Genomic DNA, 18701 nt, shown 5'->3' on the forward strand with positions numbered 1-18701 from the left:
CACAAAGAGATTAACATGAAAAATTTTATAAAATATTTGTTTTTTACCGGTCTATATATTAGTAGTGACGATAATAGTTGCTTATATGGTTTTGGCTCAAACTATTCCTAATTATGAGCAGTGTCATATGATGGATAGACCGTTTGTTATTTATTACATCTTAGCAGCAATTATTACCGCTTTACCAACACTAATTTTAATATATAGTAAAAAGAAAAAGTAAATATATGATCGGTAAATTAAGTGGTAAAGTTGATTCCCAAGGCGATGATTACGTTATAATTGACGTAAACGGGGTAGGGTACTTAGTCTATGCTTCAGGTAAAACTTTAGGTACACTTGCTGAAGGGGAGTTTTATAAACTATTTATTGAAACCCATGTTCGAGAGGAACATATTCATCTTTACGGTTTTTTGACTCTAGAAGAGAAGATTTTTTTTAATTTACTACAATCAGTAAACGGTATAGGTACCAGAATGGCTTTATTTATCTTATCAAGCCTTACACCTTCAGATATTCAAATTGCTGTAAATAATGAAGATAAAAATATATTTAAAGCAATATCCGGAGTAGGGGCTAAACTTGCTGAACGTATAGTGCTAGAGCTGAAAGGTAAAGTAGCGAAAATATCAAGCGGTTCAGCTATTATTAAAGAGAGCTTAAATATTAAGAATATCACACCCGTTGCAAGTAATGAAGTAATAAAAGCTCTAGTAAATCTAGGATTTTCTAGATTTGAAGCTCAAAACGCTGTTCAAGGCATCATTACCCAAAATCCCGAAATCTCTATTGATGAATTAATCAAAACAGCCCTGAAAAATCGAAATTCTAATTTTTAGTTGATAAATTAGCAGTTATTTTATATTAATTTAATTACTAAAATTAATAGGTAAAATATATGTCCAAGTTAATAGAATATTTAGGAAAAATAAAGGCTGAAGCAATATTAAAAGAGCTATAGAAAGACCCTGCTACTTTAAGTATTACCGAGGTTAATTTTGTACCACAATCACCGGTATTTGTAGCTGCTGGATACTCTAAAATTCCTGAAGATGCTTTAAAATGGGTTATTTAATGCTTTACAAGGAGACGCTACTATAAAGTACTTAAGTACTGATAGTTTTGTGTGGAGTTTAAAATCAATAAAGTTATTTGCTGAATTTTTTAAAGATCCGCTATGCCGCATTACCGACATTAGTTTTATAAATGCTTTGAATAATGCTAATAAGATAGATGTTCTTTTAGATACCTTAAGAGTAAACAAAACAAAAATAAGCGCTTTAGATATAAGTGGGATATTTTTTGATAATAATGTTCCTGCCTGATCCTCATTTGTTAAAAATACTAAACTTGCCGGATTGAATTTTTCATTAAGTACAGAAGTAAGCGAGGAATCAAAGAAAGCCTTATCGGATTCTATAAAAGAGAATAAAAGCTTAATTGGATGTAATATTTTAGGTTATAAGATAGGAATGAAATCTCAAGATAGACAAGAATTGGATGCACAAATTACAGAAATAACTGATGAAAATAACCTTACTCTAAAAGATGTAGCAGAAGTGTTGAAAAATTATTATGAAAATCCTAATATAATATTATCACATGAGATATTTGGCCATTATTTCAAGTGATATAAAGGATTAAATCAAAATTACCTTAAAGAAGAATTACAAAACTTAGGCGTCACTGATACAGAAAAATTTTTTGAAACCTTAGATAAACTTAGAGAAGGGGTAACTAGTGTCTATGAAGAGGGCTAATATAAAAGTCTAAAATAATTTATAGCATAAAACTATTTTTTGGCTATTATTAGTCATTATATTCGATTTAAAATAATGACTAATATATTATCACCTGAAAAAAGTGAAAATGATCAAGAATTGCCGATAAGGCCATCATATTTGCAAGAATTTGTCGGTCAACAGCAGATTAAAGAAAATCTTTCGGTATTTATTAAGGCTGCAAAATCTCGAAATGAGCATCTGGATCATACTTTATTTTATGGTCCGCCCGGGCTTGGTAAAACTACGCTTGCTAAAATTATCTCTAACGAAATCGGCGGTAATTTTAAATCCACCTCCGGTCCTGCTATACTTAAGGTAGCTGATCTTGCTGCTATTCTTACCAATCTTGAAAAGAACGATGTATTATTTATTGATGAAATCCACCGCTTAAATACTGCGGTTGAAGAGGTTTTATATCCTGCTATGGAAGATTTTGAGCTGGATATAATTATCGGTGAAGGATCTGCTGCAAGGTCAGTGAAAATAACCTTGCCGAAATTTACCTTAATCGGTGCTACCACACGCCTCGGGCTGCTTAGTAATCCTTTGCGTGATAGGTTCGGTATCCCTATGCGGCTAAATTTTTATAATACTGAGGAATTGAAGAAAGTTCTAAATAGAGCAAGTACACTACTTGATATTGATTTGACCGATTCAGGTTCTGAAGAAATAGCTAAAAGAAGTAGAGGAACGCCAAGAATTGCATTAAGATTGCTTCGTCGTATAAGAGATTTTGCAGCAGTTGACGGTAAATCAAGAGTAGATAAGGAAGTCTCTGATTTTGGGTTAAATCGTTTGGAAGTTGATCGCATAGGACTTGATAGCAATGATTATCGTTATCTAAAATTCATAGCGGATAATTATAACGGCGGTCCTGTCGGAATTGAAACGATTGCAGCTGCCTTATCTGAACAACGTGATGCACTTGAAGAAACCATAGAGCCTTATCTTATACAGATAGGTTTACTACAAAGAACTCCTAGAGGTAGGGTAATCACGATTGCCGCTTTTGAGCATTTGAAAATGCCTGTACCGAATCAATCACATCATCAATTTAATATTTTTAACGAGAATGAATAACAATAATTTAAATGATAACTACACAGCCGCAGATGTTATAAAAAGGCTGATAAAAGATCATGTTAAACCTTACGCAAATAAAATATATTTTGCGATATTTTGTATGGTTGTTGCAGCACTTTGTACGGCAGTGATCGTACATGCGGCTAGACCTATTATTGATAAGGTTTTTTTAACGCATGATAAGAAAATGCTTATAATAATGCCCATAGTGCTTACTGTAACTTTTGTTATAAAAGGAATTTCAGAGTATTATCAGAATTATCTAATAAAATTTGTTGGGCAGAGGGTACTAAACGATTTACAGATAAAAATGTATGAGCATTTGTTATTTGCCGATATTTCTTTTATTCAAAACCAATCTTCAGGACGTTTAATATCTCGTTTTACTAATGATATTTCTTTGATGCGTGGAGCTGTTTCTAACTTACTTGTCGGATGTGCTAAACACTTCCTAACTGTAGTATGTTTAATAGCAACAATGTTTCATTTAGAACCGCTATTATCTTGCGTAGTTTTTCTTGTTTTCCCTTTAGCTGTTTATCCGGTGCAAAGGATGGGTAGAAAGATAAGAAGAATATTTGCACAGTCACAAGAAGAGCTTGGGCATTATACCTCTCGGCTTGATGAAACATTTCAGTCAATTAAGATTATTAAATCTTTTGTAGGCGAACAAATAGAACGTAATAGAGCATCGTTGATTATTAATAATATTTTAGAGTTCTACAAAAAAACATCTAAGCTAGATGCGATGGTTGCACCGATTATGGAGGGTTTAAGCGGTCTTGCAGTTGGAGGGATGGTATGGTATGGAGGTAATCTAGTCCTGGAGGGGAAAAGTACGCCAGGGGCTCTTTTTGCTTTTTTGGCTTCTTTTGCAGCGGCTTATAGACCGTTTAAAAGTTTGGTATCATTAAATATTAATTTGCAAGAAGGAATAGCAGCAGCTAAGAGGGTATTTAGTATTTTGGATACCGAGCCTCTTATTAAAGATCATGAAGATGCTAAAGACGTAGATTTATATAATCCACAAATTACTTTTGAAAAATTAGCTTTAAGGTTTGAGAGTAAAATAGCTATAAAATATATAGATTTAAGGCTAGAGCCTCATAAAATTATTGCGTTTGTCGGGCGTTCAGGTAGTGCTAAGACTTCGCTTAGTAATTTATTAGTGCGTTTTTATGATCCAAATGAAGGAAGAATTTTAATTAATAATCATGATATTAAAGATATTAAGCTTACTTCACTTAGAGGTCAGATTTCCTTAGTTACTCAAGATACTTATTTATTTGATACAAGCGTTGCAGAAAATATAGCATACGGTCAGGAAAACGCTACAAGAGAAGAAATAATTAGAGCAGCAAAATATGCCGATGCTCATGAGTTTATTATGCATCTGCCGAATGGTTACGACACGCAGATAGGGGGGCAGGGGACAACTCTTTCAGGCGGTCAGCGTCAGCGTTTATCTATTGCTAGAGCTTTCTTAAAAGATGCTCCTATTTTAATTTGGGATGAAGCAACAAGCAGCTTAGACCAAGCTTCCGAACAGAAAATTCTAGAATCGTTAAAGAAATTACGCCAAGGAAAAACCACTTTAATAATTACGCATCGTTTAAGCAGTATTACCGATCTTGATAATATTATCGTCATGAAAAACGGTGAGATTTGTGAACAAGGCACTCATACACAATTGCTTAAAAATAAAGATGAATATTATAGGTTGTATAATAAGGAGTTAAGAGAAAATGGTTGATTTATAAAGTAAATAGCTTATATTTATTAATTATTATTGCAACACTAATATTTTCGTCATTGCGAGGAAAAATTGAAAATTTTGACGAAGCAATCCAGTAAAAAATGCATAGCATTTTTTTATTATTTTCCTAGATTGTCACGTTGGGACTATGCCCCTCCTCGCAATGACGATTTAATGAAATATCACAATGCGTATTACTAAGATTTTTAAAGACTATCGATTATTTGAAATATTTATTTTAGGAATAGTTAGCGGTATGCCGCTGGTTATAATTTTTTCTACTCTTGCAGTATGGTTAAAAGAATCCGGTATAGATATCGCCGTTATTACTACTTTTGCGGTTGCAAGGTTATCATATTCGTTAAAAGTATTTTGGTCGCCTCTAGTCGACAATTTTAAAATACCTTTTTTAAGTAGGTGGGGACATCGCAAAAGCTGGCTTATATTATGTAGCTCTTTAATGGCTTTAGTACTAATTGCTATGAGCAAGGAAAATCCTGAAGTTTCTTTAACTTCTTTCTATTTTTTGACTATATTATTAGGCTTTTTATCTAGCACGTTTGATATTGCCGTTGATGCGTTGCGTATAGATAAGTTTGATCAAGAAACACAAAGCATAGCTAGTGCAACGGCTGTATTCGGTTATCGAATCGGTATGCTTATTACAGGGGCAGGTGCTTTGTACTTTGCAGAAATAACTGGAAATAATTGGCAACTAACTTTCTGTGTTATAGCTATAATATTTGTCGTTGCAACGATATTTATAATAACCGTAAATGAAAAAGAATTAGTAAGAGAAAAAATTAATATTATTTCTATTACTTCATGGATTTCTACAGTAATTAATCCTTTCCAGGATTTTTTCAAAAGAGAATTTGCTGCAACTATTTTACTTGCGGTAATATTTTTTAAATTAGGCGATGCTATGCTTGGAGCGGTTGCCTCACCTTTTTATATAGAGCTTGGTTATACAAAAGGCGAAATAGCAATAATAGCTAAACTTTATGGATTGATTGCAACCTTAGTCGGCGGTTTTGTCGGTGGTATTGTAATGTATAGGGTGGGGAATTTTAAAGGTTTGATTATTACCGGTATTGCCCAAAGCTTAACGCATTTTGCATTTATTTGGCTTAATCATCAGCCTCCTTCTTTTGAAGCTTTATTAATTGCTATTACTATAGAGAATTTTGCTGCCGCTATGGGTGCTACTTCTTTAGTCGGATATATAGGTAATTTATGTAATAAAAAATATTCCGCAACACAATATGCTTTACTTAGTAGTGCTAGTAGTTTATGTAACAATACTGTCACTATTTATGCTGGAAAACTTGTAAATATGATGGGCTGGGACGGTTTTTTCCTCTTTACTATAATTTTAGCCTTGCCTGCTTTGTTTATATTAATGTATCTTAATAAAAAGGTTAATGTGTAGTAAGTATTATTTTCATTGTCATTGCGAGCGACCATAGGAAGCGTGACAATCTAGGAAAATAATAAAAAAATGCTATGCATTTTTTACTTGATTGCTTCGTCAAAATTTTCAATTTTTCCTCGCAATGACGAAAAATCACATTTGGTTTAATTTGAATAATATTTTATTTATTTAAAATGTTTAGGAAATTTTTATTACCTTATATTTTTGTCATAACATTTTTCTTGGCGCCTATAAGCGAAGCAAAAAAAGCCGTAAAAAATACCCCTAAGCCTCCTGTTCAAACTAGTTTAGTAATTGATGCAAAAAGCGGTAAAGTGTTGCAGGCCCATAATTCACAAATTCGGATTTACCCCGCTTCTTTAACTAAGCTAATGACTCTATACTTAATGTTTGAAGCAATTGAAGCCGGTAAGTTACCTTTAGATAAAAAATTATTTGTATCAGCAAAAGCTTCAAAAATGCCACCGTGTAAGCTGGGTTTAAAAGCAGGGGAAACTATAACCGTTCGAGAGGCAATTAATGGATTAATTATAAAATCTGCTAATGATGTTGCTGTAACGGTTGCTGAGGGCATGAAAGGGTCAGAGAAAGCTTTTGCTCATTTAATGAATGTTAAAGCTAAACAGCTCGGTATGAAGAATACCTATTTTAAAAATGCTTCAGGTTGGCATGACCCATTGCAGCAAACTACCGCAAGAGATATGGCTAAACTTGCTATGGCTTTGAAGAGAGATTATCCTAAATTTTATCCGTTATTTGCTAAAACCAGCTTTGTATTTCGTGGAAATGTAGTAAATGGACATAATAGGGTTACTAAAAATTATCAAGGTGCAGAAGGGATGAAAACAGGTTTTCATACACCGGCAGGTTATAATTTAGTAACTACTGCTTCTAGGAACGGTAAATCATTGATTGCCGTTGTTACAGGCGGTAAAAGTGCCGCATCTCGTGATCAAAAGATGATGGGGCTATTAGATCAGCATTTTAATATTAAGCCTATAGTCTCTAAACCTTCAATCAAGCTTGCCTCTAATAATAAATCTACTACCAAAGCTAAATCAAAAATAATAAAGAAAAAGAATATACGTAGTTGATATGTATCGTTATTGTGAGACCACAAAGTGGTCGTGGCAATCTCATGAGGTAATACAAACACTTCTGAGATTGCGTCGTCGAAACTTAAGTTGCTCCTCGCAATGACGTTAAAAATCGAGCCATGCAACAATGCCTACGACTATTGACGATTTAATATTCACACATCTTTTAAGGAGTTACGGCCAATTTATACTTTAAATTTATAAGTTTTATATGACAATTAACGCTACATTTATTGTTGTTTGTAACTTTATTAGATGAAGATTTTTTAGAGTTTTTAGCTAAAGTTTTACTTTGTGGTTTTTTTAGATTAATATTTTTTAGAAATTTCTCAGTTTCATTAGGTAAATATTCTATTTTTACTTTAGTTATACCTTGATTTTTAAATGCTAAAATTTCAGCCGCTTTTTGAGAAACATCTATTATACGATTTTTCTTAAAAGGGCCTCTGTCATTAACCATTAAAATTACTGCTTTATTATTGGCTTTGTTGGTAACTTTAACTAAGCAAGGGAGCGGAAGAGTTTTATGTGCAGCAGTTAATAAATTTCTATTAAATCTATCGCCATTAGCTGTTTTTTTACCGTGAAAACCGTCTTTAAGTCCACCGTACCATGAGGCATAACCTGTTTCGGTAAAAGATTTAGGGTTGTGAGGTTTGTAAGTCTTTCCTTGTATTTTATAATTTTTACCGACTTTATAATGTCCTTTATAAGTTAGATTATGAGGATCATCTTTTGATAATTCTTTGTAAGAATATTTGTGGGAATAAGGTAATCTTTTTGAGGTATTACAACTGCTTAGACCAAAACAAAAAATTAACAAAAGTAATAAACCCTTTACATAACTTGCTCCTAAAGGTAATTTGTATACCTTTGATACTTTAAGATTTGGTAAGTCAAATTTCGGGATTCGCCTGTGTTCACGTATTTTTATACGCTGTGCAGGCTCACCACTTATTTGATTTCCAACTTTTGAAATATCTGCGGTATACGTCAATCCGGTACTCGCATCCTCACGTACTAAAGTGTATGCTGCAGTGCTACATGCAGTGTTTCCTTCAAATTTCTCTGTATTAGCTTCATTCTGCAAGAGGTCTAATTTGAATTTATGATTCTTCACTATTATCATTATTGGTGTTAAAGTTATTCATTATTTTAGCGTAACACACAACTTTTTCAACACCTTTTATTTTTGATGCAATAGAAGCAAGCTTTTCTAGCTCTTCTTCTGATCTTGCAACTCCAAATAAATAAACAATATTATCTATAGTTAGAATAGTATAATTAGCAAATTTAATGTCTTTTCTGACTAAATTTTTAGCTTTAATTTGTGTGGTTATCATACTATCTTTAGTATATTGGGCTAAGTCAAAATGATTACTGTTTTTATTTACTTTCAACTCATTAATAACTTCTTTTACGCTTTTTTGATTCCAAGCAATTTCTACGGCTTTTAACGCATCAGATTCTTTTTGAATATTTCCTGTTAATAATACTCTTCCTTGTGATACTTCAACCTTTATTTTAGCACCTAAATCTCTAAAATTATTTTTTACTAAATCAGCTTTAATGCTGGCAGAAATCCTTGCATCATTTAATGTTTCAGATATTGGTTGATCTTTTGAAGCAACAATGCCGGTAGTGGTTGCTGCGGTAAAAATAGCAGGTAAACAAGCAGATAGACTAAAAGAAAGAGCTATAAAAATTAGAACTCGTAATATCATAACAATAGTACCCTACGATTTTTAAAAAGATTGTATTTGTTCAAGAATTAACTGTTTGTTTATTATAGTACCGGACAATTTTTAAAAAGCCATCGGTGTTATCTCTGTGAAAGCATGGATTCTGTGTCATCCCGCGACTTGATCGTGGGATCCAGCTTAAAATACTAATATTAGTATTTTAAATTGTTTGTATGGACCCCGTCGTCAAGCCACAGGGTGACACAGTGGATTTTACCGGTCCATGCAACAACACCTACGCGGTAATGACATAAAGTAAAAATAGTAAGGTATTATATATCATATCTTACTATCCGGTAATTTATTCTTTAATAAAAGAGGTAATTGCAGTAAAATAAATATAAAAGTAATAGGTATTACACCGAATACTTTGAATTTTACCCATGTTTCATCTGAGCAATTACGCCAAACTACTTCATTAACTACAGCCATAAAAAAGAAAAAAGCCGCTGTTCTATAGCTTAAGGTTATCCAACTTTCTTCTTTAAGACGTACTATACTCTCTAAAGCATATTTGATAAAAGGATTTTTTCTTATACCGCTCATGAGAAATATTATTCCAAAAATAACATATAATATAGTAGGTTTGATTTTTATATACATTGCATCGCCGCTAATTAAAGTAATACTTCCCGAAACTAATAAAACAGTCGTAGAAATAATAGAAAGCTTGGATACTTTCTTATCTATAACATAACAAAGGGTAATACAAATAACAGAGGTAATAAGCATATAAAGAGTAGCGTGTTGTATACCGCCTCCATAAAAAAAGCCTGCAAAAAATGCTATTACCGGACCAATTTCTGATAAAAATTTTAACATATTTAATTTAATTGTTCTCTTTGATAAAATTAATTTGATTCATTTTTTTGTACTGATATTAAGTTATTTTTGGAATATCTTAATTTTATTTGTATGAAAATATTTATCAGTAATATAGTAGTAAAATAAGCCAGTACTTGTAGCCCGTTAGGTCTTGCAATATAACCGGTAACAATATGTAAGATTTTACCTATCATACTTCTATCTGCTACTAACCATGAACTATCCCAAAGTTGATCGGATAAAAACATAATTAGACCGGAAGAGGTTAAAATACCTGCAGCACTTGCTGCAAATCCGCCTGCTATTAGCATTAATAATATGGTAGAGATTTTAAAAATATATTTTTGATTAGCAATCTTAATGAAACCGAAATATATTACTAAACCAAGTAAGAAGCCACTTGTAGCACCTATTATCACTCCTTGCAAGTAAATACTGCTTGATATTGTTTCAACTGAAGATATGCTATATACTAAAATAATAATTTCTGCACCTTCTCGTAATATAGTAGTGGCAACTAAAAAAAACAACATGAAATAACTGGCATTACCTTCATGAATTTTTACTGATAAGTCGTTTATATGTTGCTTTACTTTTATACCGTAACCTTGCATCCATATTATTGTCCAGCTAATCAGAATTGTTATTAGTATCATAATTCCGGAATTGAATAATTCGTCGCCTATTCCGCCAAAAGATAAAGATAATTTACGTGTAAAAAATGCAAAAATTGAAGCAAATACTACTCCAAGCATTACTCCAGCAATAATATAAAGACGAGATTTTTCTATTTGTTTTGTTACGACGAGTATTACACCAAGTAATAAGGATATTTCTAAACATTCACGAAACACTACTAAAGCAATTTTAAACATATTTTTTATCTAATCATTAACAATTATAAAACCCTGCGCCGTATCTTGATGAAAATCTCCAAAAAATTCATATTTTCCGGACTTGAGAGGTGCAAGTATAATATGTATTGACTCATTTGGCATAACTATTTTTTCACGATGTAAATCGTGACTTTCAAACTCTTCTACCGTATCATCTTCATTATGAACAATTAACCTTATCTTAGTCGCTTTTGGTACTTCAACTATATTCGGAACAAATTTATGATCTTGTATAGCTATCTTTACTTCTAATATATTATCGTTTGTTTTATTATCGGAATTCTTACTTGTAGAGATATAAATAATTACTGCTAAAAATATTAAACCTACTAATATAATAATATTTTTGTTTTTTTTAATAATTTCCATACTATAATTAAAGTTTAAAGTAAGATGCTTATATACTCGTTTAATTTGAGTTTTAAATTTTTAATAATTACAAAATTTATCCTGCAATTTTTATTAATGCTATAAGATATACAATTATTATCATTATGACAAGGATAGATAATAAAATATAATTTTTTTGTCTTTGAATTTTATTTTGTTTCATATTTATTTAATTTTGTTTAAAGTCTCCTAGTTCAAGCAAAAGATATTCATTTATCGGTAACGATTCATGAGAAATAATTTTATTTATGTTAGAACCTAAAGTTTTAAATGTTTTGCCTTCAGCAATAACACTGCGTGTTCCAATCGTTACTTTACCTTGCAAGGCGTAAGAAAAAATTAAAGGATATGTAATATCGCCGATTTTCATATCTATTGGTTGTCCTTTTGCTTTGGAATCATATAGTATTTTACCGTTTGATAAGCGAGTAATTTTAGCATTAAAGCTTACTTTTTCACCACATAATAAAGGAACACGATAAGCTATCTCATCGTCATAAATTTTCACTTCATTACTTTTAACAAAATTTTGCGGTAATATGGATTTTAAAATTACATTAACTTTATAATTATAAGCATCATCGAAGATAATATTATTACTATTATTAACAGCATATTTTGCCGGAATAATAGCTTCTCGTGCTTCTCCTACCATCATACCGATTATTACATTATCTAAGCCAAGCATTACAGGAGCAGAGCCTAAAGTAAAAGTCTTAGTATCTTCAGATATTAAAGTATTGTTCATATCTGATATTTGATAAAATACGGTAACTACATGTCCGCAAGAAGCGGGACCGATATTACCGCTACCGAGCGTATTAATTTTGAACAGTGTTTTTACTAAATCCTTACGTACTTCAATAGTGTAATCATTAGGATTGATAGGTCCATTTAACGGTTGTAAAATATTTTCAAAAAATGCTTTCCCTTCTTCGGTTTTAAGAGCATTTATTACTATTTTTGAAACCGTACGTTCAAATAAGTTGCCGTTTAATGAAATAGGAGGTTCATTATTTATACTAGTTTGGTTTTCATTGGTAGATGAATTATTTGAAGTCGTTTGCTCTACAGTTGTAAGATTATTGTTGTCGGGAGATATTTTTAACTTTACTATATTGTAAAGTATTAGAATTACAATTATTAAAGATAAAAATTTTTGCATATTATATAATATTTTAGTATAACAAAGTTTACTATAACAATCAATTACTTAATAATCAAATGAGAATAAAAATAATTTGATTAATAAAAATAATTAATTTAAATTTAGATGCAGAATTTTATAAATATAGTGGTGAAAAGTGAAAAAATTTATATTTTGTTTTTTATGTTTATGGACATTAAACCTATTTGCTGCTTCTAAAACTTACCCTAATAAGCTGAATCGTTGTAAAATTACTAGAAATATATTTAATGATTATGAACCAAAAGTTTTTGAAACTACTAATAATTTATTACGTAAAACAGGAAGATTATCAAAATTTTATGGTGAAAGGATATTAATTAAAGGAAAAGTATTAGATCAAAATTGCGTGCCGGTTGCGGATGCTAAAGTTTATTTATGGCAAGCAGGCAGTGGGGGTAAATATCCTTACGAACCTTTAAAAACTAGAGTTGATAAAAGAAGATTTACAAGTAAAAGCGATTCAAGTTTTACCGGTTCCGGTATTGCTACTACTAATAATAAAGGAGAATATTACTTTATTAGCATGTTGCCTTATACATCTTCTCGTTATTTGAGAAGTGCAAATATAAGAATAGAGCATCCTAGTCTTACTACTCTCGAAACACGCTTAGACTTATCTGATCAAAATATGTGTGATAATGAGTGCGGTGAAGTAAATCCGATATTGATCGAACCGCAAGCAAATATGCCGTCTTATTGTTTTGACTTAGTTTTGCAAGGTACGACGCTTAAGAGGTATTGATACAGTACGTCATTGCGAGGAAAATTACGAAGTAATTTGACGAAGCAATCTCAGGATATTTGACGAGATTGCCACGCAGTCTACGACTGCTCGCAATGACTTTTTGCCTCTTTCTGCGGTGCTTCTAAAGGCTTTTTTATACCACAACTACATAATGTAAGTGCTAATACGAATAAATAAAATGTCTTCATTACTATAAATTATTATATGACCTTAAGAAATTATAATAAATATCTTATATATATTATAGTATTTTTATTATATATAATAATTTTTATTCCTAAAATTCATGCTAGGCTCTATGAGCAGCCTAAGGATAAATTAGCATTTTTAAGAGGTTCAAGCGTTCCTGATAATATAATTTTTTTTGATGAAGAAAAAAATCAATATTCTCTTGATCAGTTTGAAGGAAAGACTATATTGTTAGTGTTTTGGGCTACTTGGAGTGCTCCTTGTGTCAAAGAAATGCCTGACCTTGATATGTTGCAAAAAGATTTTAGGAAATTACCTTTTTCAGTAATTCCGATTTCAGAAGATTATCAAGACATAAAAGTTGTGAAAGAATATTTTAAAAGCTATCAAATAAGATATTTGCCGATTTATCATGATTATAGAAATGAATTATTTAAAGCCTTAGGGGTTGTTAGTTTGCCGACTAGTATATTAATAGATCCAAACGGCAAAATAGTAACTAGCTTTGTCGGCAATACAAATTGGTATGACGAAAAAGTTAGAAGTACTATTTTATCTGCCATTTCCGGAAATTATCCTGAACCTAAAAATAGTTATAACGCGCAATCTCTGAATAAACCGGCTAAGCCTTTGCGGCCAATAAAAAAGGATGCTCTATAGTAACTCCAAGTAAATAGACGAAGTGTAATTTGGAAAAGAGCAAGGAGTCTATAAGGCGAGGAGCGGAGCGTATACTTAATAGGTGAGTACCGCAGATCTTATAAGACAACATAGCCAATTTTTCAAATGAAACGAGTATATTAAATTAAAAATGAGTAAAATTAATGAATGAAGTAAATAAATCAACTATGGCGAATGCTGAATTTGATCAGATAATAACCAAACGACAGATAAGTAAATTAGATCAATTATTTGCTTCGGTTTTTGGTAATTCTAAAGAGGTGATTGCCGTTTTACGCCTTAGCGGTGTTATCGGTAAAGTAAGTACTATGCAATCGGGACTTACGTTAGAATCATTAAATGCACTAATAGAAAAAGCTTTTAAAATAAAGAAATTAAAAGCATTATGTTTAATTATTAATTCTCCTGGCGGTTCTCCGGTACAATCTGAACTTATTGCAAAACGTATTCGTGATCTTGCTGAAGAAAATAAAATAAAAATTTATAGTTTTATTGAAGATATGGCGGCTTCAGGCGGATATTGGCTGGCTTGCAGCGGTGACCGGATATATGCTTTGCCGAGTTCGGTTATCGGTAGTATCGGAGTAGTATCAAGCGGATTCGGTTTTCATGAAGCAATTAATAAACTTGGGATAGAGAGGAGAGTTTATACGGAAGGCAAGAATAAATCAGTATTGGATCCGTTTAAACCTATTAATAAAGATGATCTTAAAATTATCAAAGATTTGCAAAAGCAGGTTTATGAACATTTTATAGAATATGTAAAAACAAGAAGAGCAGGGAAGTTAACTCAGCAAGACGAAATTTTATTTAACGGTGAATTTTGGGCAGGGCACACGGCGCTTGATTACGGCTTAATTGATGGCATAGGTGATATGTATAGCGTAATGAAAGAAAAATTCGGTGATAATATTAAGTTTCAATATCTGTGTGCTAAGCAACCTTGGCTTAAAAAGAAACTTGGCATGGGAAGTAAGATATTAACCGATAATCTTGCTAATTCTTTAATTGATGCGGTAGAAAATAAAATTATTAACGATAAATTTGATATGAAATAATATGACAATAACACAAGTGAAAATTAAAAAACTAGAAAATTTTTCCGGCAGTTTGCCGGAATATGCTACAGAGCATAGTGCGGGGATGGATTTAATAGCCGCAAACGAGCAACCTATAACAATAAAAGCAGCCGCAATACAGCTAATTCCAACAGGCATCGCTATAGCACTACCGGATTCGTTTGAAGCCCAAATAAGACCCCGTTCGGGTCTTGCCGTTAAACACGGTATCACGGTTGCTAATTCACCCGGTACTATTGATGCAGATTATCGAGGTGAAATAAAGGTCATTCTTATTAATCTCGGTAAAGAAGATTTTATTATAGAAAAAGGCATGCGAATTGCACAGATGATAATCGCAAAGTACGAACGTATATTATGGGAAGAAAGTATTAGTCTGATGGAAACGATGCGTGGTAGCGGTGGCTTTGGTTCTACCGGTGTTTAGTAGGTCTCTATGTCATTCCCGCGTAGGCGGGAATCCAGAAAAATAACCTTAATATTGATACAAAAATTACATATTAGATAAACCTATAAAAAATAAGTTTTTTATAGGTTTTACTGGATTCCTACTTTCGCAGGAATGACATTAACAAGCCATACAACAACGCTTTTAGTAGCTCGTAATGACTATTAGGTATCCACGCAACAAATCATAAAACTTATGAAAATCATAATAAAATTGTTAACCTCTATATTGTTGTTATTAGCTTTGAAAGTAAATGCTAATTCTGATGCTATAGATAATGTTAAACAAGTTTTTACCTATATCGATCAAAAAAATTGGTCACGAGCCGAAGATTTAGCGCTAGAAGTAAATAATAAAATTTTAACAAAAATTGTACTTTCTCAGAAATATTTAGATAATAAATATTCAGATAATAGTTTTGAACATGTAATAAGGTTTTTATGCAATAACCCGGATTGGCCTCAAAATAAGCTGCTTGAAGAAAGAGCAGAAGAATATCTAAATAATAATACAAATAAAAAAGTAATTGTTGATTGGTTTAGTAAACATCCTCCTCTTACCGGCAAAGGTTATAAATTTTATGCGGCAGCTGCAAGTAGTTTAATCAAAGATCAGAAGATATTACTACCGATTATTAAAGAGGCTTGGGTATACGCCAATTTCACTCCTGAAGAAGAAAATGCATATTACAATAAGTGGCATAAATATTTAACTGCGAGTGATCATTTAGAACGAATAGAAGAACATTTATGGAAAAATGATATTAGATCTGCTAAGCAATCCCTGAAATATGTAGAGCAAGGTTACCGTAATTCTTTTAAAGTCCAAATTGCGATTATAGGTAAATCGCCAAATGCTGAAAAGCTTTTTAAAAGTGTTCCTGAAAAATACTATACTTCCGGTTTATTATATCGTTATTTAGATTTTAAAAAAATGCAAAAGCCGACAAAGGAAATTATTACTTTGTTTAAGAAAGCTAAAAATAACCGTAAACATTTTGCTAAATGGTGTCGTATTCAGTCCTATTATGCTCGTGAATTCATCGATTACAAAGATTTTGCTAATAGCTATAGAATGGCAACGCTTCCTTTTGCTACTTGTCCTGAAACTATAAGGGAGCAGGAGTGGCTTGCGGGCTGGCTTTCTTTAAGTTTTTTAAAAAAGCCTGATCAAGCATTAGTACATTTTAATAAGTTTATTAAAGTTGTTAAGACTCCGATTAGTTTGGCACGTGGGTTTTATTGGCTCGGTCGTACTTATGCAGCAAAAGGCGATAAGCAAATGGCTAGAAAATTTTACGAGCAGGCAGCTAAATATTCTTTTACCTTTTATGGGCAGGTAGCAAATATTGAATTAAATAGGACAAAGTTAGTTTTACCTCCTATTCCCGTAATAACTTCTGAAGAAAGGAAAATTATAGAAAATAAAGAGATTATTAAAGCAATAAGGTTATTGGTTAAATATAATAAAAACTACTTAGCCCTGATATATTCCAAAGCAGCAATGAAAAATACTAAAAATTCTGCAGAAATTCAAATAATTGCGAATATTATTAAAGCCAATAATAATACTAATCATATGGTTGAGGTGGCAAAAATTGCTGCCCAAAATAATGCTTTTATTCCGGATTGTGCTTTTCCAACGCCTTATAATCTAGTAGATTTGCCTATCCCACCTCATTTAACTTATGGAATAATTAGACAAGAATCGGTTTTTGATCATAAAGCAGTAAGTTATGCAAATGCTATGGGTCTCATGCAACTTATTAAAGGTACTGCTTGTGATACCGCAAGGTCCATAAATGTTAAATGTAATGTAGCAGACTTAACTAGAAATCCGGTATATAATATTAAACTTGGTGCGCATCATTTCAAAAAATTATTAGATAATCATAAAGGTTCTTATATTCTATCCATTGCTTCTTACAATGCCGGAAGTCATAATGTAGTAAAATGGATAGATAGGTTTGGTGATCCAAGGGATATAAAAGATACAAGAAAAGTTATTGACTGGATAGAACTTATACCTTATCGAGAAACAAGAGATTACGTTCAAAGAGTACTTGAAAATGTTCAGATTTATCGGGTAATCTTAAATAAGAATAGTAGTTTGTACTTTAAGCGTGACTTACATGCTTGTGATATAGCAAAAAGTTAATTTCTATTAGTGTTTTATTTTGACATATAGTAATATATAAGTATCATATCAACACTAATTAAAAACTATGAATTAAGGAGGAGAGTATGAAAAAATTAGAGCAACACTTTAAAAAACAGCGCAATGATCACGATACTCAAGTAAAGAAATATAAAAACGATCTTGATGTAATCGGCATTAGATATGACCATAAATTTGCACATGTTGCAGTTCCAAATCATGCTACCGGCGGTTTTGAATATTTTAAATGGGATTGGATGACAAGCAGTACGAATAGTCATTCAGAAATAGTACCAAGATTTAAGAAAATAGTAAGCATTTTAAAAGAAGCTAAAAGTAACCCAGCCCAGTATGAAAACTTAGTATCTAACTTGGATGCTAGTACTAAAAATGCACTTGAGGTTACTATTAAGAGTAATAATATTACTGTACCGATACAAGACACTAATAAGGTAATGTCAGAAATATTATCAGGAATGCAAACATGGCTAGATACAAAAAGTCATATCCCTATGGACCTTAAACAAAAATTCTTAGATTTAGGTTCTAATCATTTAGAACTATTCATAAAAGCTGCTTATAACAAATTTAACAATAAGTGGATAGTTAAAGAGTTTGTTGATAATGCTGTAAAAACTGGAGAAGAAGGTAGAAAATATCTAGCCGATTGTGATTGTAGTTCAACTGACCAGCTATGGACACAGCTTGTTGAACCTATAATAGAAAACCTTAGAATAAGCGAAAATTCAACTGATAAATCTGAAGATGATGAAATATCAGAGGCTTCGGCGAATGAACTTGGAGCAAAAGTAAAGACTTTAGCACTATCTAATACTCATGAACTACCAGCACAAAAAGAAGCATTAAAGCTTGTATATGATATGAGGGAAGATAATATAGATAAAGCAACTGTTGTTAAGAACATTAATTTTTTTGGTCAGGATGATACTGTATTAGGTGGGTCTGTAGAATATAGTGGCCTTACTATTGACCAAATCAGGGCTAAAGCAGTAGAGATTGCCGGTGATGATGCTGCTTTAGAATAGCTTCTTAAGGTTATTCGCATTTTCTATGTCATGTCTGTCCCTAGCTAAAATGGGAATCCAGTGCTTGCCTCTGTCATAGCGTGTCTTGTCCACGGTATCTAGAAAAAATAAAATAAAGACTGGATGCTGTGGTCACGCCACGGCATGACATAGTAGGTT

18 protein-coding genes and 2 pseudogenes are annotated in these 18701 nt (G+C 32.0%); 14 read left to right on the forward strand and 6 right to left on the reverse strand.

Going from position 1 to position 18701, the window contains the following annotated elements; translation table 11 throughout:
• Positions 1–15: 15 nt before the first annotated feature.
• The 8 genes and pseudogenes from ACHBLB_RS05295 to ACHBLB_RS05330 all read left to right on the forward strand — a co-directional run bounded on the left by ACHBLB_RS05295 (position 16) and on the right by ACHBLB_RS05330 (position 7152).
• Positions 16–223 (forward strand): annotated as a pseudogene (locus tag ACHBLB_RS05295) (Holliday junction ATP-dependent DNA helicase RuvA).
• A 4-nt stretch (positions 224–227) separates the two neighbouring features.
• Entirely contained in the window at positions 228–839 is a 612-nt protein-coding gene (gene ruvA / locus ACHBLB_RS05300) for a Holliday junction branch migration protein RuvA (RefSeq protein WP_014363012.1), read from the forward strand.
• Between the two features lie 285 nt (positions 840–1124).
• A complete protein-coding gene (locus ACHBLB_RS05305; protein ID WP_475841123.1) occupies positions 1125–1325 on the forward strand; it encodes a hypothetical protein in 201 nt (66 codons plus the stop codon).
• Between the two features lie 147 nt (positions 1326–1472).
• A pseudogene (locus ACHBLB_RS05310) lies at positions 1473–1760 on the forward strand (hypothetical protein).
• Positions 1761–1835: 75 nt separating this feature from the next.
• A complete protein-coding gene (ruvB, locus tag ACHBLB_RS05315) occupies positions 1836–2864 on the forward strand; it encodes a Holliday junction branch migration DNA helicase RuvB (RefSeq protein ID WP_475841125.1) in 1029 nt (342 codons plus the stop codon).
• Positions 2857–4620: an ABC transporter ATP-binding protein gene (locus ACHBLB_RS05320; protein ID WP_475841128.1), complete on the forward strand. Its 1764-nt coding sequence runs from the start codon at positions 2857–2859 to the stop codon at positions 4618–4620. Before ruvB ends, ACHBLB_RS05320 begins: the two co-directional genes overlap by 8 nt.
• A gap of 190 nt (positions 4621–4810) precedes the next feature.
• Positions 4811–6055, forward strand: a complete 1245-nt coding sequence (locus ACHBLB_RS05325) for an AmpG family muropeptide MFS transporter (RefSeq protein WP_475841130.1) — start codon at positions 4811–4813, stop codon at positions 6053–6055.
• 176 nt (positions 6056–6231) lie between these two features.
• Complete coding sequence (locus tag ACHBLB_RS05330; protein ID WP_475841132.1) at positions 6232–7152, forward strand: D-alanyl-D-alanine carboxypeptidase family protein; 921 nt, start codon at positions 6232–6234, stop codon at positions 7150–7152.
• Positions 7153–7321: 169 nt separating this feature from the next.
• On the opposite strand, the gene ACHBLB_RS05335 is transcribed toward ACHBLB_RS05330, so the two are convergent.
• The 6 genes from ACHBLB_RS05335 to ACHBLB_RS05360 all read right to left on the reverse strand — a co-directional run bounded on the left by ACHBLB_RS05335 (position 7322) and on the right by ACHBLB_RS05360 (position 12173).
• On the reverse strand, positions 7322–8284 hold the full coding sequence (locus ACHBLB_RS05335; protein WP_475841134.1) for a septal ring lytic transglycosylase RlpA family protein: 963 nt from the start codon (positions 8282–8284) through the stop codon (positions 7322–7324).
• Positions 8262–8879 carry a BON domain-containing protein gene (locus tag ACHBLB_RS05340; protein WP_475841137.1) on the reverse strand — a complete coding sequence of 206 codons (618 nt, stop codon included), beginning with the start codon at positions 8877–8879 and terminating at the stop codon, positions 8262–8264. Before ACHBLB_RS05340 ends, ACHBLB_RS05335 begins: the two co-directional genes overlap by 23 nt.
• A gap of 297 nt (positions 8880–9176) precedes the next feature.
• The gene (locus tag ACHBLB_RS05345) at positions 9177–9719 is read right to left on the reverse strand and encodes a septation protein A (protein ID WP_475841139.1); all 543 of its coding nucleotides are present in this window, start codon (positions 9717–9719) and stop codon (positions 9177–9179) included.
• A 29-nt stretch (positions 9720–9748) separates the two neighbouring features.
• Positions 9749–10597: an FTR1 family protein gene (locus ACHBLB_RS05350; protein WP_014410641.1), complete on the reverse strand. Its 849-nt coding sequence runs from the start codon at positions 10595–10597 to the stop codon at positions 9749–9751.
• A 9-nt stretch (positions 10598–10606) separates the two neighbouring features.
• Entirely contained in the window at positions 10607–10987 is a 381-nt protein-coding gene (locus ACHBLB_RS05355; RefSeq protein ID WP_475841142.1) for a cupredoxin domain-containing protein, read from the reverse strand.
• A 190-nt stretch (positions 10988–11177) separates the two neighbouring features.
• A complete protein-coding gene (locus ACHBLB_RS05360; RefSeq protein ID WP_475841144.1) occupies positions 11178–12173 on the reverse strand; it encodes an FKBP-type peptidyl-prolyl cis-trans isomerase in 996 nt (331 codons plus the stop codon).
• Positions 12174–12312: 139 nt separating this feature from the next.
• Between ACHBLB_RS05360 and ACHBLB_RS05365 the strand changes: the two genes are divergently transcribed.
• From ACHBLB_RS05365 to srfF, 6 genes are all read left to right on the forward strand, one after another.
• A complete protein-coding gene (locus ACHBLB_RS05365; RefSeq protein ID WP_475841147.1) occupies positions 12313–12939 on the forward strand; it encodes a dioxygenase family protein in 627 nt (208 codons plus the stop codon).
• 207 nt (positions 12940–13146) lie between these two features.
• Positions 13147–13791, forward strand: coding sequence for a TlpA disulfide reductase family protein (locus ACHBLB_RS05370; protein WP_475841150.1), 645 nt, complete (start codon positions 13147–13149; stop codon positions 13789–13791).
• A 164-nt stretch (positions 13792–13955) separates the two neighbouring features.
• Positions 13956–14870, forward strand: a complete 915-nt coding sequence (locus ACHBLB_RS05375) for a S49 family peptidase (protein WP_475841153.1) — start codon at positions 13956–13958, stop codon at positions 14868–14870.
• 1 nt (position 14871) lies between these two features.
• A complete protein-coding gene (gene dut / locus ACHBLB_RS05380; RefSeq protein WP_012150745.1) occupies positions 14872–15318 on the forward strand; it encodes a dUTP diphosphatase in 447 nt (148 codons plus the stop codon).
• Positions 15319–15534: 216 nt separating this feature from the next.
• A complete protein-coding gene (locus tag ACHBLB_RS05385; protein WP_475841155.1) occupies positions 15535–17496 on the forward strand; it encodes a lytic transglycosylase domain-containing protein in 1962 nt (653 codons plus the stop codon).
• Positions 17497–17582: 86 nt separating this feature from the next.
• Entirely contained in the window at positions 17583–18542 is a 960-nt protein-coding gene (gene srfF, locus ACHBLB_RS05390; RefSeq protein WP_475841158.1) for an SrfF family effector protein, read from the forward strand.
• Positions 18543–18701: the final 159 nt, after the last annotated feature.

It is taken from the genome of Rickettsia lanei, from assembly GCF_056242675.1.